The organism is Streptomyces sp. NPDC051173 (genome assembly GCF_040689515.1).
GTDB lineage: Bacteria > Actinomycetota > Actinomycetes > Streptomycetales > Streptomycetaceae > Streptomyces.
Genome location: NZ_JBFBBD010000046.1, coordinates 1 through 23643 on the forward strand (window position 1 = coordinate 1; position 23643 = coordinate 23643).

General features: G+C 73.5%; 17 protein-coding genes and 1 tRNA gene. 4 read left to right on the forward strand and 14 right to left on the reverse strand.

Annotation, left to right across the window (positions count from 1 at the left end; translation table 11 throughout):
* Positions 1-164 precede the first annotated feature (164 nt).
* From AB0435_RS22525 to AB0435_RS22540, 4 genes are read right to left on the reverse strand one after another with little or no spacing between them, the layout of a single operon-like run.
* Entirely contained in the window at positions 165-2528 is a 2364-nt protein-coding gene (locus AB0435_RS22525; protein ID WP_366427805.1) for an ABC transporter substrate-binding protein, read from the reverse strand.
* The gene (locus AB0435_RS22530; protein WP_366427806.1) at positions 2432-3907 is read right to left on the reverse strand and encodes a vWA domain-containing protein; all 1476 of its coding nucleotides are present in this window, start codon (positions 3905-3907) and stop codon (positions 2432-2434) included. Before AB0435_RS22530 ends, AB0435_RS22525 begins: the two co-directional genes overlap by 97 nt.
* A 14-nt stretch (positions 3908-3921) precedes the next feature.
* Entirely contained in the window at positions 3922-6213 is a 2292-nt protein-coding gene (locus AB0435_RS22535; RefSeq protein WP_366427807.1) for a tetratricopeptide repeat protein, read from the reverse strand.
* The gene (locus AB0435_RS22540) at positions 6210-8021 is read right to left on the reverse strand and encodes a serine protease (RefSeq protein WP_366005961.1); all 1812 of its coding nucleotides are present in this window, start codon (positions 8019-8021) and stop codon (positions 6210-6212) included. The genes AB0435_RS22535 and AB0435_RS22540 overlap by 4 nt, the downstream gene beginning before the upstream one ends.
* A 417-nt stretch (positions 8022-8438) precedes the next feature.
* Between AB0435_RS22540 and AB0435_RS22545 the strand changes: the two genes are divergently transcribed.
* Both AB0435_RS22545 and AB0435_RS22550 read left to right on the forward strand, forming a co-directional pair.
* On the forward strand, positions 8439-9005 hold the full coding sequence (locus AB0435_RS22545) for a hypothetical protein (protein ID WP_366427808.1): 567 nt from the start codon (positions 8439-8441) through the stop codon (positions 9003-9005).
* 364 nt (positions 9006-9369) lie between these two features.
* Complete coding sequence (locus AB0435_RS22550) at positions 9370-10197, forward strand: class F sortase (protein ID WP_366427809.1); 828 nt, start codon at positions 9370-9372, stop codon at positions 10195-10197.
* On the opposite strand, the gene AB0435_RS22555 is transcribed toward AB0435_RS22550, so the two are convergent.
* Entirely contained in the window at positions 10115-10636 is a 522-nt protein-coding gene (locus AB0435_RS22555; protein ID WP_366005958.1) for a MarR family transcriptional regulator, read from the reverse strand. The genes AB0435_RS22550 and AB0435_RS22555 overlap by 83 nt on opposite strands.
* 70 nt (positions 10637-10706) lie before the next feature.
* On the opposite strand from AB0435_RS22555, the gene AB0435_RS22560 reads away from it, so the two are divergent.
* Positions 10707-11807, forward strand: a complete 1101-nt coding sequence (locus AB0435_RS22560; protein WP_366005957.1) for a hypothetical protein — start codon at positions 10707-10709, stop codon at positions 11805-11807.
* Positions 11808-12213: 406 nt separating this feature from the next.
* Here the strand turns inward: AB0435_RS22560 and recQ are convergent, their stop codons facing one another.
* Both recQ and AB0435_RS22570 read right to left on the reverse strand, forming a co-directional pair.
* Positions 12214-14082: a DNA helicase RecQ gene (gene recQ / locus AB0435_RS22565; RefSeq protein ID WP_366427810.1), complete on the reverse strand. Its 1869-nt coding sequence runs from the start codon at positions 14080-14082 to the stop codon at positions 12214-12216.
* Between the two features lie 672 nt (positions 14083-14754).
* Positions 14755-16809 carry a restriction endonuclease gene (locus AB0435_RS22570; protein WP_366005955.1) on the reverse strand — a complete coding sequence of 685 codons (2055 nt, stop codon included), beginning with the start codon at positions 16807-16809 and terminating at the stop codon, positions 14755-14757.
* Between the two features lie 210 nt (positions 16810-17019).
* Here AB0435_RS22570 and AB0435_RS22575 point away from each other — a divergent pair, with 210 nt between their 5' ends.
* Positions 17020-17487 (forward strand): hypothetical protein, encoded by a 468-nt coding sequence (locus AB0435_RS22575; RefSeq protein WP_366427811.1) that lies wholly within the window; start codon positions 17020-17022, stop codon positions 17485-17487.
* A 138-nt stretch (positions 17488-17625) separates the two neighbouring features.
* Here AB0435_RS22575 and AB0435_RS22580 read toward each other — a convergent pair whose 3' ends face one another.
* The 7 genes from AB0435_RS22580 to AB0435_RS22610 all read right to left on the reverse strand — a co-directional run bounded on the left by AB0435_RS22580 (position 17626) and on the right by AB0435_RS22610 (position 23542).
* Entirely contained in the window at positions 17626-18063 is a 438-nt protein-coding gene (locus tag AB0435_RS22580) for a hypothetical protein (RefSeq protein ID WP_366427812.1), read from the reverse strand.
* Between the two features lie 424 nt (positions 18064-18487).
* Positions 18488-19054 carry a Uma2 family endonuclease gene (locus AB0435_RS22585; RefSeq protein ID WP_366005952.1) on the reverse strand — a complete coding sequence of 189 codons (567 nt, stop codon included), beginning with the start codon at positions 19052-19054 and terminating at the stop codon, positions 18488-18490.
* A 461-nt stretch (positions 19055-19515) separates the two neighbouring features.
* A tRNA-Arg gene (locus AB0435_RS22590) sits at positions 19516-19588 on the reverse strand.
* Positions 19589-19696: 108 nt separating this feature from the next.
* Positions 19697-20878, reverse strand: a complete 1182-nt coding sequence (locus AB0435_RS22595; RefSeq protein ID WP_366005951.1) for a 3-hydroxybenzoate 6-monooxygenase — start codon at positions 20876-20878, stop codon at positions 19697-19699.
* Between the two features lie 44 nt (positions 20879-20922).
* Positions 20923-22224, reverse strand: a complete 1302-nt coding sequence (gene aroA / locus AB0435_RS22600; protein ID WP_366005950.1) for a 3-phosphoshikimate 1-carboxyvinyltransferase — start codon at positions 22222-22224, stop codon at positions 20923-20925.
* A complete protein-coding gene (gene tal / locus AB0435_RS22605; protein ID WP_366427813.1) occupies positions 22221-23342 on the reverse strand; it encodes a transaldolase in 1122 nt (373 codons plus the stop codon). Before tal ends, aroA begins: the two co-directional genes overlap by 4 nt.
* Positions 23339-23542 carry a hypothetical protein gene (locus AB0435_RS22610; protein ID WP_366005948.1) on the reverse strand — a complete coding sequence of 68 codons (204 nt, stop codon included), beginning with the start codon at positions 23540-23542 and terminating at the stop codon, positions 23339-23341. Before AB0435_RS22610 ends, tal begins: the two co-directional genes overlap by 4 nt.
* Between the last annotated feature and the right edge of the window lie 101 nt (positions 23543-23643).

Sequence of the window (23643 nt, forward strand, 5' to 3'; positions counted from 1 at the left end):
TGTGCGGTTCCACCGCTATGCGGTCCGGAATCACCCTGTGCCCCCCGGACCCCAGCGCCCTGCGGGCGCGTCCTCAAACGCCGGACGGGCTGGATTGTGGGGGTCTGGGGGCTTGCCCCCAGTTTCGGGAAGGGGCGGGGCTGGGGAACAAAGCGCCCGCAGGGCTACCCGCTGCCGCAAGCATGATCCTCGCGCGGTGGGATTCCCCGCCGCACCGTCTCCAGGTCCCGCAGGACCTGCCCCAGCTTCGACGGGGCCGGCGCGCTCAAGTAGTCCAGAACCCCGTGCTGGAAAGCGAACCGCATTCGCGGCGGCATCGAGTCGGACGCGTCCAGGCACAGCGCGCCCGCGCTCCGGAGTTCGCGGTCGATGTGGGCGTTCAGTGGCTCGTCGGGCGGGACGGGCGGTGAAGGGCGGTTCTTGGAGAAGGGGAAGAAGGGGCGGAAGGGGTTCCCCGGCCGGTCCTTGTCCGGTTCGGACCACACCCGCTGTGCCTCCTCCGTGGTCAGGAAGCGCAGCAGCTCCCGTGCCTCCGGGCTGTCGTGGAAGAGGGCCGCGTAGTCCGCCGAGACCTCGCGCGCGGTGGAGTTCCGGTCCGCGCCGGGCAGCAGCCGCGGGCTGGGGACGAAGTCGGGGTGCCGGTCCTTCGGGTAGCCGTTGCGGATGAAGGTGCCCTGGTGCTCCAGGACGCACGCGCCGGGCCCGGAAGCGTGGAAGAGCCCCTGGGTGTAGTCCTCGGCGAGCGCCGTCCGGGCCGGGCCCGCCGTGAAGATCGAGCCGAAGGTCCGCCAGGCCCTGGCCATCACGTCGGAGTCCCACGCGAGCCCGCCGTTCGCCAGCTGCTCGTAGACCCGCGTGCCGCTCTGCTGGAGGAGGATGTCCTCGATCCAGTCGGTGCCCGGCCAGCCGGAGGTGTCGTCGCCGCCCATGCCCGCGCACCAGTGGGTGCCGTCGGCGGCGAGGGCGGGCAGGTCCGGGGGCGGGGCGGCGGCGTCGTACCACGCGATGCTCTTCAGTTCGGCCTTGACCGGCACGGCGTAGACCCGGCCGGCCGCCCGGGACGTCCACTGCGGGCCGTACGCGTCCAGGGTGCTCTTCGGCAGGACGCCGTCGAGGGGCGTGAGCGCGTCGCGCGCGGCGTAGTCGGCGGCCTCGCCGCGGCTGGGCAGGATGGCGATGTCGGGCGGGTCGCCCGTGCGCTCGCGGGAGAGCAGCAGCTCGCGCTGGGCGGTGGTGCCCTGATAGCTGACGCTGATGGCGCGGTGCGTGCGCTTGGTGAAGGCCCTGAGGACCTTCTCGAAGCGCTGCTGCTCCAGGCCGGACCAAGAGGCGAGCACCGTCACCCGGCCCGGGTGCTCGCCCTGCCGGTCGCCGTAGGCCACGGCCCCGGTCACCACCAGCCAGAAGGCGAGCAGCGCGGCGGTGACCGGCTGCCCGCGGTCCCGCGTGCCCAGCAGCACGCTCATCGGGCTCTCGGCGTGCCCGGCCGGGACGGGGTGCCGGAAGCGGTACTCGTCGATGCGCGGCTGGAGCCCGATCAGGACCAGCGCGGCGATCAGCACGCCGGCGAGCACCACGTAGCCCGTGAGCGCCGCACGCCACTGCGTGCTCCGCAAGGTGCCGTTGACCCAGTGGAGGGTCTCCGCGCGGATCCCGCCGTGCGTCCGGTCGTGCTCGATGTGCGCGGCCGCCGCGTGCAGCCGGCCCTGGATCTGGACGGCGAGGACGGCCAGCGTCAGCGCGAGCGCGGCCAGCAGCGCCGTGCCCGCGGCCAGGGCCGGGTTGGCGCGGCGGCGGAACCGGCGGCGCAGCGTGCGCTGGGTGTCGGCCAGCAGCCGGATCAGCCCCGCGCACAGGGCGAAGGCCGTGATCCAGGCCAGGGTCAGCAGCCAGCCGAACGACACCTGCTCGTCCAGCACCCCGCGCTGGTCGTGCTGGACCTCTTCGAGGCGGTCGACGATGCCGCTCCCGGGGCGCGTCAGCGTGGAGTGGGCGCTCGCCACGTAGGCGTCGCGCAGCACCGCGTCGGTGCCGCTGCGGACGGCCTGTTCGATGAGATAGCCGTAGGAGGAGACGAGGCCGGAGGCCGTGCGCAGGGTCTGCCGGCCGTCGTCGCCCGCGACGGTGTTGATGGTGGCCTTCTCCAGCGCCTGGTTGGCGGCGTTGAGCTGGGCCCGGTACTCCTCGCCGGCCCCTTCGACGGGCCCGGCCGGACCGGTCAGGCTGCTCCTCGCGGCGGTGAACGACGCCTTCAGCGAGGTCTCGGCGGCCGCGATCTCCACGATGGCCGGTGTCGTCCGGCCGTTCACCGCGGGGGAGTTGCGGCTGACGCCGTAGTACGCGGTCAGCAGGGCCGCGCAGGCGAGGAGGGTGCCGACGAGGAGGGTGGCCAGGCGCCGTATGAGGTACGGGCGGGTGCCGGAGGCGCCGGTCATGCCGTCGGGCCGGCGGGCGGCGGGGCGAAGCGGTGCCCGCACTCGGCGCAGACGTTGGCCCCGGCTGCCGAGCGGCGGGAGCAGACCGGGCACACCAGGTCCGGGGCCTCCTCCGGCGGTGGTGGCGGCTGGGCCTCCTCGGTCCACTGGGTGCTGTGACCGGCCGTCACCCAGGCCGCGTTGAGGTCGCCGGTCGACAGGCCGGGACGTACCCGCACCTCGCCGCGGACGGCGTCGGTGACGGTCACCAGGCGCCGCAGTCTGCGCAGTGTCTTCTCGTCGCCCAGCTCGTGCGCCAGGAGCACCGCCCGCCCCCACGCGGCCTCCGCCGCGTCCGGCTCGCCGTGTTCGTACGCCTCGCACCCGGCGACCACGGACCGGCCCAGCTCCGCGTGCCCGTCGTAGTGGGCGACGCGTGGGTGGACGCGCGTCGACAGGGCGCGGTCGTCGGTCCACACGACCTTCAGCTGACAGGGGTCCGGCAGCGCTACGGGCGCGGGGGCCGCGTCGGTGCCGGCCGTCACCAACGTGACCAGGGCGAGCTGGAGTTCCTCGCCCGGCGGGTCGCCGTCCGGGTCGGCGGTGACGCACAGGTGGAAGTCGCGGGACTCGTCGCCCCACGCCCCGGTCGGGAATTCCCACGTGCGCCGGTCCGTCCGCACGCCCTCGGCGGTGAGGTCGAGCTCGGTGGGGAAGACCTGCTTGACGAAGCGGAGTTCGCTGCCGTCGCGCAGGCTGACCCGGATCCGTACGTCCGGCAGCGCCTTGGCCATGGCGCTGGTCATCATCGTGCGGAACTCCGCCTCCAGGTCGGAGTCGTTCTCGACCGCGTCGGCCACTCCGTGCAGCCTGGCGGCGATCTCGCGGAGCTCGGTGGCCGCCCACGCCTCGCCGATGCCCCGCGCGTCGCACCGGAACCGGCCCGCGCACGCGGACAGGACGCGCTCCAGCTCGCCCGGCCGGTCGTGTTCGTTGCGGCCGTCGGTCAGCAGCAGGGCGTGCCGGATCGGGGTGTCCTCGGCGGCGAGCAGGCCGTGCGCGCAGTCCAGCCAGGTGGCGATCGCGGTGCCCCCGGCGGCCACCAGGCCGGCCGCCACATGTGCGGCGTCGGCCCGTGAGTCGGGTCCGGCGACCGCCATCCGCCCGGCGCCCGGATAGACGACACGGGCCTGCGCGGTGCCCTCGACGAGCGCGAACCGGGTGCCGTCGCGCAGCACGTCGACGGCCGCGGCCGCCGCCCGCCGGGCCGCCGCGATCTTCGTGCTCGGCGAGTTCATCGACCCCGAGCAGTCGATGACGATGACCTCGGCGGACTCGGCACGCCGGGCGAGCGGATGCATGCCCCCGGCCTCGACGGTGAGGATGGCGTGCGCCGGCACGGTGCCGGAGCCTGCCGGCAGATACCAGTTCTGGCCGATCAGCGCGGTCAGCGCGGGCCTGCCCGGCCCGGCGGAGCCGTTCGCTCGGTTCATCGGTCTCCCCATGGTCAGACGCGGGTCGTCGGGCGGACGCGGTTGGCCAGGTCGACCAGGGCGCCAAGGCCGTCCGGGGTGCGGGCCTGCTGGGCGAGGCCGCGCAGCTTCGCCTCCAGCCGGGTGCGGATGGTGAACTCCTCGTCGTCCGTGCCGAAGAGCGTGCCGCAGCGCCGCTCGGCAGCGGGTGTCGAGTCCGCCCGGATCCAGTCCAGGGCCACGTCGAGCAGCTCGGCCTCCAGCCGGTCGCGGGCCGGGCCCGCGGCGTGGCCCTCGTCGAGATAGAGGCGCGGCAGCCGCACCAGCGCCTCCGTCAGGTCGGCCACCTCTGGCAGGCGCCGCGCGCCGTCCGGGCACAGCCGCCCGCCGAGGATCCGGACGCACGCCGTACGCGCCGCGTCGTGGTGCCGGGAGACCGCCGGCACCCCGCCCAGCACCTCGACGGCGCCCCTGCGGTCGCCGTCCGCGAGCCGCAGCCGCGCGAGGCCGAACGCGGCGCTGCCCTGCGACCGGTTCCGCTGCCACACCGCCTGGTAGTAGCGCTCGGCGGCGGGCGCGTCACCGCGGTGCTCCGCGCAGTAGCCCAGCGCCAGCTTCGGCGCGTACTCACCCGGCAGGTCGGCGTAGACGCGGTCGAACTCGCCCTCCGCCTCGGCAGGTTCGCCCAGGGCCAGGTGCAACAGGCCCTGGTGCCAGCTCAGTCGCCAGTCGTACGGCGCCGGGGTGCCCACCGCCGAGCGGGCCGCCGCCAGCCGCTCAGCCGCCTCCGCCGGCTCGCCCAGCTCCAGATGGGCCCGGCACTGCCGCAGCGGGATCTCCACCGAGCTGCGGTCCGACGCGTAGAGCTGCTGGATCAGCCGCCTCGGCCCGCTGGCCGTCGGCTGCCCGAGCAGCGGGGCGCCCGGGTCCGCCGGGTCCGGATAGGGCACCGGCAGGACCAGCGGCACCCGGTCCGGCGCGGGCAGCCCGTGGCCGAGTACCGGCCGCCGCGGACCGCTCAGCCAGCGCTCCAGCGGCGGCACGCGCCCCAGCGACGCGTCCATCAGGGCTGCCGTCGGCGCGAACAGCGTGGACGGCTCGGGGTGTTCGCGCCCCGTACGCAGCGCGCGGATCTCCCGCAGCACCCCGCGCAGCTGCTCCGCCATGTCGCGGGCGGAGGCGTAGCGGCCGCGCGGGTCCTCGGCGGTGGCGCGGGCGATGGCGCGTTCGTAGGACTCGCCGCCCAGGCCCGGCGGCCGGTCGGCGGGGGACGCCTCGTCGGACAGCGCCCGCAGCGTCATCCCCACGCTGAAGAGGTCCGAGCGCGGCGACAGCCCCGCCGCCCGGTGGTGCGCGACCTCGGGCGCGATGAAGCCGCGCGCGCCCAGGATCGTGCCGTCCTGGTCCCCGGTCCGGCGGACCGCGCCCAGGTCGATGAGCTTGACCCGGTCCTCGTGGTGCATGACGTTGTTGGGCTTGAGGTCGCAGTAGAGCAGGCCCTCGCGGTGGAGGTGGCCGAGCGCGTCGAGGATGCGGCAGCCGTACGCGAGGACGTGCTCGAAGACGCGCGGCCCGCCGAACGGGCCGTCCCCGCGCCCGATCCGCTCCTTGACCTGCGACAGCTGCATGCCGCCGACGAACTCCATGACGATGTAGCCGGTGCGCCCGTCGTCCTCGGCGGTGTCCCGGGCCGGGTGGGTCACGTAGTTGATGATGCGGACGATGCCGGGGTGGTCGAGGCGGGTGAGCGAGCGGCGCTCCTCGCCCGCGAGGTGGAGTGCGACGGGGTCCCCGGTGTGGATGAGGCCCTTGAGGGCGACGGGGTGGTTCTCCAGCCGGGTGTCGTGGGCGAGGTAGACCCAGCCCAGGCCGCCGTTGGCGAGGCAGCCGACGACGCGGTACTGCTCGCCCACGAGGTCGCCCGCGGCGAGGCGGGGGGTGAAGTCGAAGGGGTGCCCGCAGTGGGAGCAGTAGCCGGTGGCGAGGGCGGGCTGGCCGGCGTGCGGGCGGCCGACGACCGCCGTGCAGCCTTCGTAGCCGCACGTCTTGCCGCCGAGCGGCACCTGGGGGTCGGGCACGACGAGCGCCTCGGGGGTGGGCGTGCGCACGAAGGGCAGGTCGAGCAGGCCGTCGCCCGCGGGCTCCACGCTGAAGAGCCGGTCGGCGGCGATCCGCCGCCGGGTGCCCGCGGTGGGCGGGCTCTCCACGGGCGGGCGCCGCGCCGGAGGGAGTATCCGCCGCCCGGTCACCCGGCAGAAGCCCGTGCCGTCGGCGGAGCAGCCCTCGCAGCCTGGGCGGTCGCAGTCGGATGCTCCTGTCAGGGTCACGGCCGCTCGCCCCCTCGCGGGCGGTGGGTGTGCCGCCGTACGGCCTCCGCGAAGCCCTCCACCGCCTCCTCGGCCTCGGTGAGCTCGCAGGGCGCCTGGTAGAGGAGGTTGTGGGCCGCGCGGTAGAGCGGCGCCGCCGCCTGCTCCTCCTCCAGGCTGCGGACGGCGAGCAGCGCGAAGAACGCCTCCAGCCGCCCGCGCAGTTCGTCGCGGCGCGCGATCGCCGCCTCGGCCCGGCCGATCGCCTCCTCGACCCGCAGCAGCCCCGACTCCACCGCGCTCTCGAACGCCGCGAGCTTCGGCAGGAAGCGTCTGCTGCCCAGCTCCGGGTCGTGGCGCAGCCCGGTCAGGTCCAGCCGCAGCCCGGCCGCCTCCCGCGGCGCCGGACGCACGGGTGCGATCAGGGCGGCCCTGTCGTACGCGGTGCGTTCCCGGCGGGCGATGTGCTCGATGCGGTCGCGCACCCGGTCGAGCCGCGCGGCGATCTCGTCCTTGCTCGGGTCGGCCATCCTCAGCGCCAGCTCCAGGCTCTGCGAGTCGGGGTCGCGGAAAACGAGCAACAGGCGGGCGCCGCGGGCGGCCAGCAGGTCGGTGAACTCGACGAGTGCGACGGGGTCGGCCGCGTAGTCCACCCCTTCCGCGACGATCGTCAGCGGCACGGCACGGATGTCACCGAACCGCCCCACCACGGAGTCGCCGTTCCCGGTCCGCAGCCCGAGCCGGTCGGCGACCCGCTCGGCGAACTGCGCGACGGTCTCCCCGGACACGTCCAGCGCGAGGTCGACGCTGCCGACGGGGGGCACGGTGTCGTCGAGCGCCCGGGTGACGACGTGGCCGTTGGTGCCGCCGCCCGGCCGCGCGGGGGAGCGGGGCGCGGGGACGCGCGGGTCCCTCCCGGTGCGCGCGGGGACCGGCGGGGGCGGGTCGCGGGGCGGGTCGGCCACCACCTCGCGGTCGGCCAGCGCGACCGCCCGGCTCAGCGTCGCGGCACGGGCCGCCTCGCCCTTCTTGATGACGATCGCCTCGACGTCGCGCATGCCCTCCGCGGCCCGGAACCAGCGGGCCAGCCAGCGCGCGAACTCCCGGTCGCGGGGCGCCCCCGAGGGCACCGGCGGCAGCGAGTTGCCGCGGCGGCCGGTCACGTGGTCGCCGATGAGCGGGAGATACCGCACGACGGTCTCGATGGGGATCATGTACGACAGGTGCAGCTTGCCGTCCGGCGCGGCCGAACTCCGGTCGTCGTAGCGGCTGACGACCATGCCCAGCACCCGGTGCGTCTCCGCGTCGGTGACGGCCGCCCCGCTGAACCCGGGCCGCACCGTCTCCTCCGGCGTGGCCGGGAAGAGCTGCACCCACTCCCCGCGCGGTCCGCTCGGACCCGCGATCGTGGCCCGGAACCACACCCCGTCGGCCAGCCCCCTCGTCCGCGGGAAGCCGCACATCCGCACGGCCCGGCCGGGCGACGGCGCCACGCGGTGCAGCGGCGCCGCGTGCCGGGCGTCCTGCGGCTCGGCGAGCCTGAGCAGTGCCACGTCACCCCGGGAGTCCGCCAGCTCGGGCACCCAGCACCGCTCGGCGACCCGCGCCCGCACGGCCGGTGTCCCGGCCACGCCGACGAGCTCCGCGACCACCTCGGCGGTGGGCTCCGGCCCGCCGTCCCAGGGAATGACATGGGCACAGGTCAGTACGGTGTCGGCACTGACCAGGATGCCCGCGCCCAGCATCTCGCCGCCGGGCGTGGAAATACGAACCCGCCAAGTCTCCTCGAACGTATGGCCGTTGACGGGGACCTCGGTCTCCTCCCCCATGGGCGCAGAGCATACGCGCGACCCGGCGCGAAGTGACCCCTTGTGACCCAGGGGTCACCGTTCTGTGTGGTCGCGGTCCGGACCTGCGCTCGCGCGCTCCGGGGCGCGGTGGCGGGCGCGTGCGGTGGGTGGGCGCGGTGGGTGGGCGCTGCGGGGGCGTGCGGTCCGCGCGGCCGCCGCACGGCGGAGGGTCACCCGTTTGCCGCGCCCCGGGGAGGTTGCTCCGGTAGTCGTACGGTCACCCCTGGTGACCTGCCGTTACGCCTTCCGGGCGGCTCGCCGGGGGTGGTCGATCTGATGTGACGTCAAGGTGCGGCGGGCCGGGAACACGGTTTCCCTCGGCTCATAGGAGCGCGGAAATCCTCACGCCTTCGGTGGCACATCGGTGTGCCGCGTCCGCGTTCTCGGAGGACAGGCATGCGTACTGCACGAATGCTCACCGGGGCCGCTCTGACCATGACGGCCCTCGGGCTGGCGGGCGCCCCCGCGCTCGCCGGGGACTTCGGGAAACTCGAGGTCAGCCCCAGCCCCGCCCAGCCAGGCGCCATGGTCACGGTGAACACCACCGCCTGCGGCCCCGACGGCTCGGGCACGGGTGACGCCAGCGCGGTCGGCGGCCCGGCCTCCTTCGCGCTGAAACCGACGATCCGCAAGGAGTCCGTCATCGGCCAGTTCACGGTCCCCGCCAAGGCGAAGTCCGGCACGTACGGCATCGGCGTCAAATGCCGCAACGGCAAGGAGGCCACGGGTGACTTGATGGTCGGCAGCGGGAGCGGCGGCGCGAGCAGCAGCAGCCCGAGTATGGGCGCGAGCGCGGGCATGATGACCACGAAGCCCCCCAAGGGCGGCGTGAAGACCGGCGTCGGCTCCACGAGCGAGAACTCGGGCCTGACGGAGATCATGGCCGGGGCGGCCGTCCTGGCGACGGCGGCGGTGGGCGGTACGTGGTTCTTGCGGCGGTGTGGGGGTGGCGGGCGGATCTGACGTCTGGCTTGCGGCTGGGGGTGCGGGTTGCTGGCGCCTGCGGCGGGCTTTTCCCCAGCCCCGCCCTTTCCCGGCTGCATCTGATGTGCGGCTCCGCCGCGTGGGGGCTCCGCCCCAGACCCCGCAACACGGCTTCGCCGCGTTGTCCTCAAACTCCCCCAGCTACCGCTGGGAGGTGCCCCCAACGGGCTGGATGGTGCGGACCGTAACCAGCGAATTCAGCCCGTCCGGCGTTTGAGGACGCGCCCGCAGGGCGCTGGGGTCCGGGGTCTCCCCGGTTTCGGGAAAGGGCGGGGCTGGGGAACAAGCCCGCCGCAGGCGCAGACAACCCGCACCCAGGGGGCGAAAACTCGCGGAGGCTCCGATGGGCGAGACGCGGAAGACCCGCCACGCCCGAGCACGCACCGCCCGCGCCGAGCGAGCCCAGGAAGCCCGGGAGGCCCGCGCGGCCCGAGCGCCCCATGAGCCGCGCCCCCCGTCCGTGGACGCCCGCCGCAAGGCGATCGTCGCCACCGTCCTCGCCGTCGCCCTGTGCCTCGGCAGCTGGCTGATCCGGCACGGCGCGGGAGTCCAGGGCCCGCCCCCGCAGCCGTCCGCCGCCCAGGCGTTCGCGCCGTACCGCCCCGGCGCGCCCGTACCCCGCATGGGCCCGAGCGTGCCGCCGCTGCCGCCCTCGCCGCCGACGCGGGTCCGTATCCCGGACATCCAGGTCGACGCCCCGACGTGGCCCCTGCCCCTGCTGGCGGACGGCAGCCTCGCCGGCCCGCCGGACGACGACCGCGACCTCGCCGGCTGGTACGCGGGCGGCACCACGCCCGGCGCGCCCGGCACCGCGATCGTCGCCGGGCACGTCGACACGGCCGCCGGCCCCGCCGCCTTCTACAGCCTGGGCGCCCTGAAGAAGGGGCAGGCCGTGGAGATCGCCCGCGCCGACGGCCGCACCGCGGTCTTCACGATCGACGCGATCGAGGTGTACGGCAACGACGACTTCCCGTCCGAGAAGGTCTACGGACCTTCCGCGCGGGCCGAGTTGAGGCTGATCACCTGTGGCGGCGGCTTCGACACGGACGCCCACGCGTATCTGGGCAACGTCGTCGTCTACGCGCACCTCACTTCGGTGCGGGAGCCCTTCCCGCGCGCCCGGCCGGCCGGTCCCGCACCTCTCGCGCCCATGCGGTCAGTCCTGCGATGAAGCCCGCGCGGTCGCGCGGCGACAGGCTGTCGAGCGCGCGCAGCAGCGGGAGGGAGCGGGTGGCGATGAACGCCTCGACCACCGGCAGGCGGTGCTCCGCGACGGCGACCAGCGTGCGGCGCCGGTTCGCGGGGTCCTCGCGGCGCTCGACCAGGCCGGCCCGGTCGAGCGCGCCCACCAGCTCGCTCGTGGTCGACAGCGACAACCGCAGCCGCTGCGCCAGCTCGCTCACGGCCAGCGGCTGTTCGGCGATCAGCTGCGGCAGCACGGCGCCGTGCCGCGCGGTGAGGTTGTGGGTGTCGAAGACCGCGCGCAGCTCGTCGGGCATCTCGGCGGTGGCCTGGCGGATGTAGGGCGCCAGCAGGGGGACCAGGCCGATGGCCTCGGTCTCCTCGGGGGTGGGGAGCCGGTGTTTCCCGGGTTCGGCGGCGTGCGGCATACTGTGATTGTAGATGCTTCGTAAATCCAAACCATTCGGGAATCCGAACTTCTGGACAGGGGGCTCCACCATGCCGTCCATCGGTTACCAGGACGCGGTCAACGACGCGCTGGAACGCATGCACGACCTCGGTTACGAACGCGGGGCCCAGGGCGACCTCGCCAATCACGGCCCCATGGGCGCGGAGGCACTCGCCGTGCTCGGCCACGGCGACGAGGTCGCCGCGTGGGTCGAGGGCTACCGCACCGTCATGCCCCACCACGAGGTGCCCGCCCCGCGCTTCGCGCTCGACCCGGCCGACCCCGCCTCCTGGCGCCCGGCCCTCGGGGACTTCTCCCGCGCCGGCGACTGGGAAGGTCTCTTCGCCCGCGAACTCGCCGACGCCCCCTGGCGCGAGGTGCTCGCCCGCTGGTGGCCCCGGCTGCTGCCCGGACTGCTCGCGGGCCTCACCCACGGCGTGATCCGCACCGCCCACGCCGTGCGCTCCCTCGCCGCCGCCCCGCGGCCCACCCCTGGCCAGCTCACCGAGCTGGCCAGGGGCCTGGCCTACTGGGCCGCCCGGTTCGCCCACCTGCCCGGCGAGATCCGGATGCGCGGTACGCGGGACCTCGCGGGGGCGGTGGCCGCCCTGCCCCGCACCCCGCACACCGGCGACTTCGTCCCGGGCGTCGCCGCGCGGCGGCTGGCCGCCGTGGACACGCTCCCCGGCTACGCCGAGGCCCTCGACGCCCTCGCCCCGGCGCGCACGCAGTGGCTGCTCAGCGAGATGACCACCGAGTTCGCCGGCGTCTACCTCGCCCACCCGGAGCTCCCCGCGGTGCCCCTCGTGCACGGCGTCACCGCGCCCGCCGCCGTACGCCTCGTACTGCCCCACCTGCCCGACGAGCTCCACGAGCCCTCACTCGCCGCCCTCTGGCACGTGCACACCGCGCTGCTGCTCGCCTTCACGGGCGACCGCGGCGGCGAGGCGACCGTGGCCCGGGACGCGACGGAGACGGACGTCCCGCCCTTCGGCGAACTCGTCGCCCGGGCGGTGGCTCACGGCGACGAACACGTCCTCAAATTCACGGAGGCGTGCGCGAGGGAGCACGCCCTGCGGCCTGACGCGCGCTTCGGCGCCGCGACGCTTGCGGCGCAGCACCGCATTTCGCCACGGCCGGTGGCGGGGTAGGGGGTCGCCTGGCGGCGGGCTTTCCCCAGCCCCCCGCCCTTTCCCGAACTGGGGCTCGTGCCCCAGGCCCCCGGCTGTCCCGCCGTTGCCGCCTGCGGCGGCGGCCTGCGGCGGCGGCCTGCGGCCGCGTCCTCAAACTCCCCCAGCTACCTCCCCCAGACTCCGTCCGGGGGTGCCTCCCAGCGGTAGCTGGGGGAGTTTGAGGACAACGCGCGAAGCGTGTTGCGGGGTCTGGGGCGCAGCCCCAGTTTCGGGAAGGGGCGGGGTGGGGAACAAGCCCGCCGCAGGCGCCAACCGGCCCGCAGACAAGGGGGCTGGGGCGGAGCCCCCACGCCGCGGAGCCGCACATCGGACGCAGCCGGGGGAAGCCCCGCGCACCCGGAAGCAACGGCGGAGTCGCCCCGGGCTACTCCGCTGACCGGAGGGACGTCAGCAGGTCCAGGATCGGCTGGCCGTACTTCGCCAGTTTGCCCTCGCCCACTCCGCTGATTCCCGACAGCTCTTCCAGCGACGTGGGGGAGGCCGTCGCGATCTGCCGCAGCGTCGCGTCGTGGAAGATCACGTACGCGGGAACGCCCTGCTCGCGGGCGGTGGCCGCGCGCCAGGCGCGCAGCTCCTCGAAGACCGGGACCAGCTCCGCCGGGAGGTCGACGGGCGCGCTCTTCTTACCCGTACCGGACGACGAGCGCGAGGCGCTCTTCGCGGCGCGGGCCGGCTCGCGCCGCAGCCGCACCTCGCGCTGCCTGCCCAGCACCTCCGCGCTCGCGTCGGTGAGCACCAGCGTGCCGAAGTCGCCCTCGACGGCCAGCAGCCCCTGCGCCAGCAGCTGGCGGACCACGCCCCGCCACTCCGCGACGCTCAGCTCGGTGCCGATGCCGAAGACCGTCAGGCCGTCGTGGTCGTGCTGGATGACCTTCGCGGTCTTCTTGCCCAGCAGGATGTCGATGATCTGCCCCGCGCCGAACTTCTGCCGCCGCTCCCGGGCCAGCCGCAGCACCGCGGACAGGAACTTCTGGGCGGCGATGGTGCCGTCCCACGTCTCGGCGGGCGTCAGGCACGTGTCGCAGTTGCCGCAGGCGGTGCTCTGCTGGCCGAAATACGCCAGCAGTTGCACCCGGCGGCACTCCACCGTCTCGCACAGGGCCAGCATCGCGTCGAGGTGCGCGCCGAGCCGGCGGCGGTGGGCGTCGTCGCCCTCGGAACCGTCGATCATCTTGCGCTGCTGGACGACGTCCTGGAGCCCGTACGCCAGCCAGGCCGTGGACGGCAGGCCGTCGCGCCCGGCACGGCCGGTCTCCTGGTAATACCCCTCGACGGACTTCGGCAGGTCGAGGTGGGCGACGAACCGTACGTCCGGCTTGTCGATGCCCATGCCGAACGCGATCGTGGCCACCACGACCACGCCGTCCTCGCGGAGGAAGCGCGCCTGGTTCGCGGCGCGGGTCCGCGCGTCGAGACCCGCGTGGTACGGCAGGGCGTCGATGCCGTTCTGCACGAGGAAGGCCGCCGTGTCCTCGACGCCCCGGCGGGACAGGCAGTAGACCACGCCCGCGTCGCCCTGGTGCTCCGTGCGCAGCAGCTCCAGCAGCTGACGCTTGGGGTCGTCCTTCGCGACGATGCGGTACTGGATGTTCGGCCGGTCGAAGCTCGCCACGAAGTGCCGGGCGTCCTGGAGCTTCAGCCGTCCCGCGATCTCCGCGTGCGTGGCCTCCGTGGCGGTCGCCGTCAGCGCGATGCGCGGCACGTCCGGCCAGTGCTCGTGGAGCTGGGACAGTGCCAGATAGTCCGGCCGGAAGTCGTGGCCCCACTGCGCCACACAGTGCGCCTCGTCGATCGCGAAGAGGGAGATCTTGCCGCGGTCCAGCAGCCGCAGCGTGGCCTCCACGCGCAGCCGCTCCGGCGCCAGATAGAGCAGGTCGATCTCGCCCGCCAGGAACTCCGCCTCGACCATCCGCCGCTCGTCGAGGTCCTGCGTGGAGTTCAGGAACCCCGCCCTGACTCCGAGCGCGCGCAGCGCGTCGACCTGGTCCTGCATGAGCGCGATCAGTGGCGAGATCACCACACCCACGCCGGGCCGCACGAGCGCCGGGATCTGATAGCAGAGTGACTTGCCGCCACCGGTGGGCATGAGCACGAGACCGTCCCCACCTGCGACGACGTGCTCGATGATCTCTTCCTGGTCGCCTCGGAACGCGTCGTAGCCGAAGACGCGCTGAAGACAGCCGAGCGCTTCGCTGGGGTCGGCGGGGCGGGAGGTCTGGGTGGGGTCGGCCATTTTTGCAGTCTACGAGGGTTCGCTTACCCGAATGGGTGACTGTGGATAAGTGCGCTTCGCTGTGGTCGTGGCTGGGGTGCGTTGCGCCCTTCGGGCGTGGCCTCAAGCGCCGGCCGGGCTGGTTTGTGGCTGGACCGGGGGTGTGGCCTCCGGGCTGAGGACCTGGAACGCGGTGCGTGGCGCTGTCTTACGTGTTGGGTGCTGTGACTACGCACCGCGTTCCAGAACCTCACCCTCCGGCCCCACCCCCTCCGCCGGTGGGTACGTTCACGGCCGGTGGGTGCGTAGACCGTCGGGGCGCGCCTTGTCTCTTCGGCCGGGCGCGCCGGTTCCTTCCGCCGGGTGCGCCTTCATTCCAGCTGGGCACGCCGTTCCTTCCCGCCGGGTGCGCCATCTTTTCTTTTCAGCCCGTCCGGCGTTTGAGGACGCGGCCGCAGGCCGCTCCCGCCGCAGGCGGCAACGGACCCGCAACTCGGGGTCTGGGGCAGCGCCCCAGTTTCGGGAAGGGGCGGGGTAGGGGAACAAGCTCGCCGCAGGCGCCCACCGACCCGCAGCCGGGGGCCTGGGGCACGCGCCCCCACGCGGCGGAGCCGCAGATCAGATGCAGCCGGGAAGGGGCGGGGCTGGGGAACAAGCCCGCCGCAGGCGCCACGCCCCGCCCAAACCGAAACGCTAAGCCACCTCGATCCCGAACCCCTGCACAAGCTCTTCCAGGCCACCCCGGTACCCCTGACCCCCCAGCACGAAATCCCAGTCACCGTTCGCCCGGCGCCGGAAAGAGCCCAGGACCAGCGCCGTCTCGCCCGGCCGCCCGTCCGAGACCTCCAGCTGGCCCAGCTCCGCTCCAACGGCATCGGACAGCCGGATCCGCGCGTCCGTGAACTGCGAGAGGTCGGCGTCCGGGTTGACGGCCGGGTCGATCGCGGCGACCAGGACCAGCCGGTCCGCGTCCCGCGGCAGGGACTCGAAGGCGACCCGGACCGCCGCCTTGTCCCCGGCGGAGGGGGCCACGGCGCGTACGGAGCCGTCGGGGGTGGCCGGGTTGTTGAAGAAGACGAAGTGGTCGTCGCTGAGCACCCGCGTGCCCTGGCAGACGAGCGCGCACACGTCGAGGGCGACCCGGCCGGACCACGACATCCCCAGGACGTTGTGATCACCGGCCGCCGGCTCCGGCTCCGGCTCGGGCGCGGGCTCGGGGTCCGGGGCCCGGCGCGCTGCGGCGGCCGTCGCCGACGTGCCCGGACCGCCGCCCAGCCGCCCGCGCAGCCCGTGCCTGCCGAGCAGGCCGACCAGCTCCTCCCCGGAGACCAGGGTCAGCGGCTTCCCGTTGGCGAAGGTGTACGAACCGGGGCCGAACCCCGAGGTCGTCACCAGCACCCCCTTGTTGGCGCCCGCGCCCTGCACCGTCCCGTACAGATCGCGCACCGCCGTCGGCGGCACCGTCTTGCGGTACCGCTTCACCTGCACGATGATCCGGCCGCCGCTGATCGGGTCCGGGTCCAGTGCCTCGACGTCCACGCCGCCGTCGTTGGAGCGGGTCGTCATCACGGCCCGCATCCCCCGGGCCCGGAACAGCTGGGCGACCAGACCCTCGAACTCGATCGGGTCCATCTCGAAGAGGTCCGGGTCGTCACCGCCGCCGTGCGACACCACGCCCCGGCCCACCTCGTCTGGCATCCGCCCCGGCCGCACGGCCGCGAGCTGGTCCGGGCGGGTGGACAGCTGGCCGCCCAGCCCGTCCACGAGGCAGTCGACGGCGCTGACCTGCGCCAGGTGCAGCCCCTCGAAGAGCTGCCGCGACACGGAGACCGTGGCCAGGACGATCTGTGCCCGCCGCCCGGTGACCGGGTCGTGGTCGTCGACGAAGCCGTTGAGCGCCACGGATTCCAGCGCCCCGAACCCGTCGGCCGCGAACAGCTCACGCACCGTCAGCAGCAGGCACTGCGCCAGTACGTCCCGGTGGAGGGCCCGGCGTTGGGCGGCCGGGCGAGCCGTCTCCTTGTCCTGGTCGGCGGTCGGCATGTACCGCACGGACTTCGCCTCCGGCACGATGTCGTACCCCGGCAGCTCCGACGTCAGCACCAACTGCCGCGCGCCCGGGTCGTACGCGGCGGAGATCTGGTGCGGGAACTCCTGCGGCCAGGCGGAAGAGGCGTAGAGAGCGGCGGAGAAGTAGTCGACGACCGCGTCGGGGTCGCGTTCGCGCAGTGCCTCGGTCATCTCCGCGACGCCCGCGTTGTACCGGCGTATCTCGGCCAGCTGTCCGGCGGCCCACTGGTCGTACTGCTGCCGGTACGCGGCAAGTTGCCGCTGCCGCTGCGCCTCGGCGGCCTGGGCGGCCTGCCAGTCACGCTCGAACTGCTGGCGCGCGAAGCGGTACTGACCGGGGTCGGGCATGGCCACCGGGTGCACCAGGTGCCCCGGCTGGAAGGGGTCGACCTCCTCGGGCCTGCGGAGCGCCGCCGGGGTGAACGCCGGCGCGGCGCAACCGGCCGCCAGCAGCCCGGTCAGCTCCGCGACCCGGCCCTCCAGCTCCTCCGTACGGCGCGTGGCCTCGGCCTCGCGCCGCTGGCGGTACGCCGCGCGCTGTTCCCGGTCGAGCCGCGCGGTCTCGCGCTCGTACGCCCGCTGCTGCCGCTCCTGCTCCCGCTGGGCCTGTATCCGTTCCCGGTGCGCGGCCTCACGTTCGCGCTGCTGCTGGCGCTGTGCCTCGGCCCAGATGCCCATCAGTCCATTGGAGCGACGACTCATGCGGAAACATGCCCTCCCCTCGGGACGCCCCGGCGCCCCGGACCGCGTACTGGCCCCACAACCAGCAGTAAGGAATCCGACTTTAGTCGACTTCAGACGATCCGATCGGAGGGAGTGATCTTCGTCGAGGCCTGCGCCGCCCACCCAAGTGAGTGATGTGTGGATTTATGGGTACGTGCTTACTTCATGAATATGCCGAACCGTACGAGGCTTTGCGCCGCCGCGGCCGTCGCCGCCGTCCTGCTGACCGGTCCGCTCTCCCTCTCCGCACAGGCCGCGGACACCCCCTCCGCCTCTTCCGTCACAGCTGCCCAGCAGTCGCGGGCCGAGGTCCGCGTCAACTCCTTCTTCCGCGACTACCGGCAGGCCGTCCTCCACAAGGGTGGCTCGACCCCCGCCCAGGTCCGCGCCCGCTACCTCACGCCCGACCTGGACAAGCGCCTCGACGCCTGGGCCCTCAAGCACGACGCCGACCCCGTCTTCCAGGCCCAGAACGTCCCCGCCTCCTGGACCACCCGCTACGAGGGCAGCGGCGCGGGCCACTCCACGGTCGTCCTCACCGAGCACTGGTCCGGCGGCAGGTCCCAGGACGTCTGGTATTCGGTCCGCCTCTCGGACCTGACCATCAACGACCTCAAGGCACCACCGTCCTGACACGACCGGCCGTCACCCGGTGATGCCATCGTGAAAGCCCCTTTGGTGAGGGGGATTTGTGTGTTCGTGCCCGCCATGACGGCTCCACGCGGGCGAGCTTGGCCGGCTCGCACCTCCTGGGGAGGGCGGGGCACCGCACTACGCCGGCCGGAGCTCCGCCTGGTCCTTGACGCCGGTCACCTGCTCGCCGTCGACGACGTACGTCACCACGCCGGACCACCGGCGGTCGGCACCCCGCCGCCACTGGGTGAGCAGCCCCGGCACCCAATCGCCTCCGACGAGCACCTGGCACGGCTTCGTGTCGGCCGAGGGGTGAAACGCGGGGAAACACGGGATGCAGGCCCCGTGCCCATCCGCCATCGCCACGGGAAGAGCCACATCGCGCGGGTCGTGAGTGTCCCGGCCGAAACGCCGGGCCTTCCGTTGTCCGTCGTGCAGCGCTTCGCAATCCGTGGTGCGGTGGAAGACCGATCCGCCCTGGGTGATGAACACCCGGCCGGTCAGCCCTCGGGGTACGGGAGCGCACTCGGTGCACTGGCCCACCACAAGATCGTGCACGCACCGTTCATCCGCCATGTGGTCATGGTCATGGCCAGACGCCCTGCTCGCAAGAGTCGATCACGCCGTGGACCGGTCACCTCCCCCGGCGGGGCCGGGGGTTGACGAGCTCGATGAGGTGGAGAGGCCCGTGACGGCTCGGTCTTCGGGGGAGGCGACAGCGAAGGGCCGGTACAGAGGATCACCTCTCTGAACCGGCCCTTACGGCGTGTGGACCATGTCCACCGTGGTGCCCCGGGCGGATTCGAACTGCCGGCACCCGCTTCAGGAGTGGGATCGAATCCTTGCCGGGTGGTGCTCGGTTGTGCCGGGTGCTGCTGTCCGTGCAGGTCGGCAGGGCCCGGCATGATGCTTCATCTCGTTCGTGACGGCCGGCGCTTCGCCGTCCGCTCACACATCGCCCACGCGCCGAGGCTTGCCCCGCTGACGCCTGAGTCCGACGTCAGACCTGGCCGAGGTCGATCTCCACGATGAAGGGAGCGGAGACTTTGACGACACCGGTGAACATGTCGCCGGTCCGGTAACTGCTGGTCGCCGGGTCGAGGACATAGGTGTAGATCAGCGGAACGCCGGTGGCGGCCTGCTCGATCCGCCAGTAGAACGCGATACCAGCCTTGGCGTACTGGTCCACTTTCACGATCCGGTCAGTGGTCTCCGACCCTGGCGAGACGACCTCGGCCACCAACAGCACATGCTCGGGCCGAGTGGGTGTGACGTCGATAGTGTCCGCCCGATAGATCACGACGTCTGGCCGGCGGTTGGTGAGCGGCACGTCCTGGAGGCGGACATCGAAGTCCGTGTCGGCGTTCCAGTCCGGCCCGGCCGCCGCATCCAGTGCGTTCGCCAGGATCCGGGCGAGGCGGTTGTGCCGCTTGGACGCACTCGGACTCACGACGACCATCCCGTCCACGATCTCGATCCCCGCGCACTGCTCCTCGGACCAGGAGTCGTACTGCTCCGCCGTGATCTGCTCGTGCATCCATGCAGGGGCCACTGTCTCGGCAGTCATGACGCTCCTCCCGGACACCCGTCAGGCGGGCCTGATCCCGCTGGAATCAGCGTACTGTCCCTGCGGGACCCGGGGACGCCGGACCATCATTACTGGTGTACATCCAGGTCATCGGGGCCTCCTCCATCCCTGTTCCGGTGTCGCGCCGCTCCGGGAACAGCTCCGCCGATGGCGGGGTCCATGACCACCGACGGCGTTTCGCCCAGGGCCGTATCACGCCGACAACGTCTGCCTGCCGCTGCCCTCGGGAACACCGCTCCCGGGGCGGAGCCCGAGCGCCCTGCGGAGTGGAGAAGCGCCGCCTGAAATTCTCTTCCGGACGATGCTGATCCGGCTGGCGAAACGCCGGGAGGACAACTTCCCATCTGCTCCGCTCACGCAAACGGCCCCGGACGAGGAGTCCGAGGCCGAATAGAACGCCTCCCTGGGGAGAAGCCCCAGGTCAGCGCGTTACTACGAAGTGCCCCCGGGCAGATTCGAACTGCCGACACCCGCTTTAGGAGAGCGGTGCTCTATCCCCTGAGCTACGGAGGCGTGGCCACCGCTGGGGGTGGCCCAGAACAGGGTAGCGGATGGGGGTGCGCCGGTGGGTGGGTGGTGGGGCGGATGCCGGCGCACCGTATTCGATCGGGTGTTCGGGTGTCAGGCTGTGACGCGCTCCCCGTGCAGCCACGCCACCTTGTCGTAGAGGTCGTCCTCGGAGAGGGCGGACATCATCGCGTTGCGGGCCTGGGCCTCCGGGCCCGACGGGTGGTAGAGCTGGGTGCCCATCTCCCGGGCGACCAGCTGGGTCCTGGACGTGCGGTCGCGGCGCTCGGCGTTGTACTTCTCCAGGCGCTGGGCGGTGTCCTCCGCCGGGCCGTCGAGGAGGGAGCCGATCACCACGGCGTCCTCCAGGGCCATGCACGCGCCCTGGGCCGCGTACTGGAGCATCGGGTGGGCGGCGTCGCCGAGCAGGGCCACGCGGCCGTCCGTCCAGGTGTCGACCGGGTCCCGGTCGCACAGCACCCATTCCTTCCAGTCCGCGCCCAGCTCCAGGAGGCGGCGGGCCGTCTCGCCCAGCTCCGGGAACCGGCCGATCACGTGGTCGCGTTCGGCCGGGCGGCCCACGACCGCGTCGCGCGCGCCGTCGTCGCGGGTGGCCGCGAGGTTCAGGTGCGTACCGCCCGCGATGGGGTAGTGCACGAAGTGCCACTTGGGACCGGCCCACAGCGTGACCGTGTTCCAGCGCAGCTCCTCCGGTACCAGCTCCATCGGGATCACGGAGCGGTAGATCGTGTGGCCGGAGACCCGCGGCTCCCCGTCGCCGACGAGCTGCCGCCGGATCGCCGAGCGGATGCCGTCGGCGCCGATCAGGGCCGCGCCGGTGAAGCGGCGGCCGGTGTCGGTGACCGCGGTGACGCCCGCCGTGTCCTGCTCGTACGAGGTGACGGTGAAGCCCGCCGCCAGCGTGATGGCCGGTGTGGCGCGGCAGGCGTCGAGGAGGGCCTCGTAGAGGTCGCCGCGGTGGACGACGGCGTACGGGTTGCCGAAGCGCTCGCGGTAGCCGCCGGTGAGCGGCATGACGGCGATGCGCTCGTCGGTGGTGCCGTCCATGAGGCGCAACTCGTCGATGTGCACGGCGCGTTCGCGCACCTCGTCGCCCACGCCGAGGCGGTCCAGGGCGTGGAAGGCGTTCGGGCCCAGCTGGATGCCCGCGCCCAATTCGCTGAAGACGTCGCGGCGTTCGAGGACGGTGACGTGGTGGCCGCCGCTGTTCCGTGCGATGCCGAGGGCCGCCGCGAGGCCGCCGATGCCACCGCCGGCGATGAGGATCTCCGCCATCTTTCTTCCTTCGTTGCTCAGGGGTCGAGGGGTCGCTCGTGGCCTCAGGCTCCGGACACATCCGTGGCGGGCACGGTGTGGCCGGGGAAGAGGCGGTGGAGTTCGGTGTGGAAGCCGGGGAAGGTCTTGCCCACGCAGGCGGGGTCGTCGAGGGTGATGCCGGGGACGCGCAGGCCGAGTACGGAGAAGGCCATGCCGATCCGGTGGTCGCGGTAGCAGGCGATCCGTGTGCCCACGGCCTCGGCGGGCTCGATGGTGATCCGGTCCTGGCCGACCTCGGTGCGCACGCCCAGGGCGCCCAGGTTGCGGGCGACGGCGGCGATGCGGTCCGACTCCTTGAGGCGGGCGTGGGCGATGCCGCGGATGGTGATGGGGGCGTCGGCGAGCGGTGCGATCGCGGCGAGCGTCATGAAGGTGTCGGAGATCTCGCCCATGTCGACGCAGAAGCCGCCGCGCAGCCTGCCGGTGCCGGTGACCGTGGTCGCCCGCTCGCCGATGTCGACCCGCGCGCCCGTCCTGCGCAGGACGTCCACGAAGCGGAGGTCGCCCTGGAGGCTGTCGCGGCCGAGGCCGGGCACGGTGACGGCGGTGCCGGTCACCGCGGCCGCGGCGAAGACGTACGAGGCGGTGGAGGCGTCCGGCTCGACGGCCATGTCGACGGCGGTGTAGTCGCCCGGGTCGATCCGGATGGTGCCGGTGGCGTTCTCGGTCACCTTCGCGCCGAAGCGGCGCATCAGGGCCAGCGTCATGTCGATGTACGGGCGGCTGACGAGCTCGCGGGCCGAGAGGGTCAGCGGGGTGTGCATCAGGGGCGCCGACATCATCAGGCCGGTCAGGTACTGGCTGCTCAGCGAGGAGTCGAGGCTGATCCGGCCGCCGTACAGGCCCTCGGACTCCACCACCAGCGGCAGCCCGCCCTCGGGCGCCGTGCGCACCCTGGCGCCCAGCTCCACCAGGGAGTCGGTCAGCGGCCACAGCGGGCGGGCGCGCAGCTGGTCGGTGCCGTCGAAGGTGAATTCGCCGGAGCCGGTGCCCGCGAAGGGCGGCAGGAAGCGGGCCGCGGTCCCGGCGTCGGCGCACCAGACGTGGGCCTTGCCCACCGGGCCTCTGCCGTTGCCGGTCACCTCCCACACCTCGTCGTCCGGGCCGGCCGTGACGCGGAAGCCGAGCGCGGACAGCGCCGTACGGAAGGCGAGCGTGTCCTCGCTGACGAGCGGGGCCCGCAGCCGGGTGGTGCCGACGGCGGCCGCCGCGAGCAGCAGGGCGCGGTTGGTGATGCTCTTCGAGCCGGGGATGCGGGCCGTCAGGGGAGAGTGCGGTAGGTGAGTCGTGACGCTGTTCGTCATGACCGTCCTTCGTCGAGTGCCGGTGACACCGCGTCGAGCAGCGAGTGCCACGACGCGTGGGATTTCTTCAGGCCCTCTTCTTCGAGTGCCGAGGCGACGTCCGCGAAGCCGATGCCGAACGACTTCAGGTAGGCGAGCTTCTTGCGGGAGGCGTCGTAGGAGTGCCGGGTCCAGGTGCGGGGGACGACCGCGCCGTGCGCGGCCACCGCCCGCATTGTGGCCTCGGGCATGGTGTGCGCCGTGCCCGGAACGGCCAGTTCGGTGATGCGGCGGGTGGCGCGCGGGCCGGGCTCCGGCACGGTGTCCGAGGCCCACAGCAGCCGCTGCGGCCGTGCGCCGTGCGCGGCGAGGTGCTGCCAGCGCGGTGTGGTCAGGTGCGCGGTGAAGCGCTCGTGGGCCAGCCGTGCGACGGCGAGCGCGGCGGTGCCACGCAGCGCCTTCGCCTCCGAGGCGCCGACGCCCGCGCGGTCGAGGAGGGTGTCCACGGCCGCGTCGATACGGCCGAGGGGGAAGGCCGCGGCGGAGGCGATCGGGCCGAGTGCGCGGCCCGCTGCCAGGGCCTGCTCCAGCCCGGCCAGGTGGGCTTCCCGCGCCTGGTCGTAGCGCTCGGGTGAGAAGAGCAGGGTGACGTTGACGCCGATGCCTTCGGCCAGGCAGGCGGTGACGGCGCCCAGGCCCTCGTCGGTGGCGGGGATCTCGACCGTCGCGTTGGGCCGGCCGACCTCCCGGACGAGTGCGCGGGCCTGCTGGACAGTGGCTTCCGCGTCCCGGGCGAGCCTGGCGTCGAGCGCGACGGAGACGTGTCCGTCGGCGCCGTCGGTCTCCCGGTGGACGGGTGCCAGGGCGTCGCACGCCGAGCGGGCGTCCTCGGCGGTCAGCGTGCGTACGGCCGCGTCGGCGGTGACTCCGCGCGCTGCCAGGGCGCGCAGCAGGTCGTCGTAGGCGCCGCTGTCCGCGAGGGACGCGGCCAGGGCGGCCGGGTCGGAGGTGGCGCCGGTGACGTGCTGGTCGCGGACGAGCGCGGCCAGGCCGCCGCCGGCCCGCCGGGTGCGGTCGAGGCCGGTGAGCCGGACGGAGACGCCGGACGAGGCCAGGCGGCGCAGCTCGTGGCCGGTCACGCGGAGGCCCCGAGGAACTCGGTGGTGTTCATGGCGAGTTGGCCGTGTCCGAGGTGCGGCAGGCTCTCCGTTCGGTCGGCGGAGAACCTGCCGCGGTCGGTGGCGGCCCGCCGGGGGAGTACGGGCCGCCGGTCCAGGTGGTGCGCGCCCCGTTCCGCGTGGGTGGCGCGCCGGTCCGGTTCGCTCCCGATGAACGGCATCGTGCTTCTCCTGATTCGTTGCGCACGGAATGCGTCGCGCACGGCGGGCGGTCGGTGCTGCCGGAATGTGCTGATGCGACATTGGCCGCTCGACGGCCCCG

Bases quoted from the DNA above. Each gene is read 5' to 3' on its own strand.
- AB0435_RS22530 (WP_366427806.1), bottom strand. From the start codon at position 3,907: ATGAACCGAGCGAACGGCTCCGCCGGGCCGGGCAGGCCCGCGCTGACC.
- AB0435_RS22575 (WP_366427811.1), top strand. From the start codon at position 17,020: ATGAATATGCCGAACCGTACGAGGCTTTGCGCCGCCGCGGCCGTCGCC.
- AB0435_RS22610 (WP_366005948.1), bottom strand. From the start codon at position 23,542: ATGCCGTTCATCGGGAGCGAACCGGACCGGCGCGCCACCCACGCGGAA.
- AB0435_RS22545 (WP_366427808.1), top strand. From the start codon at position 8,439: ATGCGTACTGCACGAATGCTCACCGGGGCCGCTCTGACCATGACGGCC.
- AB0435_RS22550 (WP_366427809.1), top strand. From the start codon at position 9,370: ATGGGCGAGACGCGGAAGACCCGCCACGCCCGAGCACGCACCGCCCGC.
- AB0435_RS22570 (WP_366005955.1), bottom strand. From the start codon at position 16,809: ATGGGCATCTGGGCCGAGGCACAGCGCCAGCAGCAGCGCGAACGTGAG.
- aroA (WP_366005950.1), bottom strand. From the start codon at position 22,224: ATGACGAACAGCGTCACGACTCACCTACCGCACTCTCCCCTGACGGCC.
- recQ (WP_366427810.1), bottom strand. From the start codon at position 14,082: ATGGCCGACCCCACCCAGACCTCCCGCCCCGCCGACCCCAGCGAAGCG.
- AB0435_RS22580 (WP_366427812.1), bottom strand. From the start codon at position 18,063: ATGGCGGATGAACGGTGCGTGCACGATCTTGTGGTGGGCCAGTGCACC.
- AB0435_RS22555 (WP_366005958.1), bottom strand. From the start codon at position 10,636: ATGCCGCACGCCGCCGAACCCGGGAAACACCGGCTCCCCACCCCCGAG.
- AB0435_RS22560 (WP_366005957.1), top strand. From the start codon at position 10,707: ATGCCGTCCATCGGTTACCAGGACGCGGTCAACGACGCGCTGGAACGC.
- AB0435_RS22595 (WP_366005951.1), bottom strand. From the start codon at position 20,878: ATGGCGGAGATCCTCATCGCCGGCGGTGGCATCGGCGGCCTCGCGGCG.
- AB0435_RS22585 (WP_366005952.1), bottom strand. From the start codon at position 19,054: ATGACTGCCGAGACAGTGGCCCCTGCATGGATGCACGAGCAGATCACG.
- AB0435_RS22540 (WP_366005961.1), bottom strand. From the start codon at position 8,021: ATGGGGGAGGAGACCGAGGTCCCCGTCAACGGCCATACGTTCGAGGAG.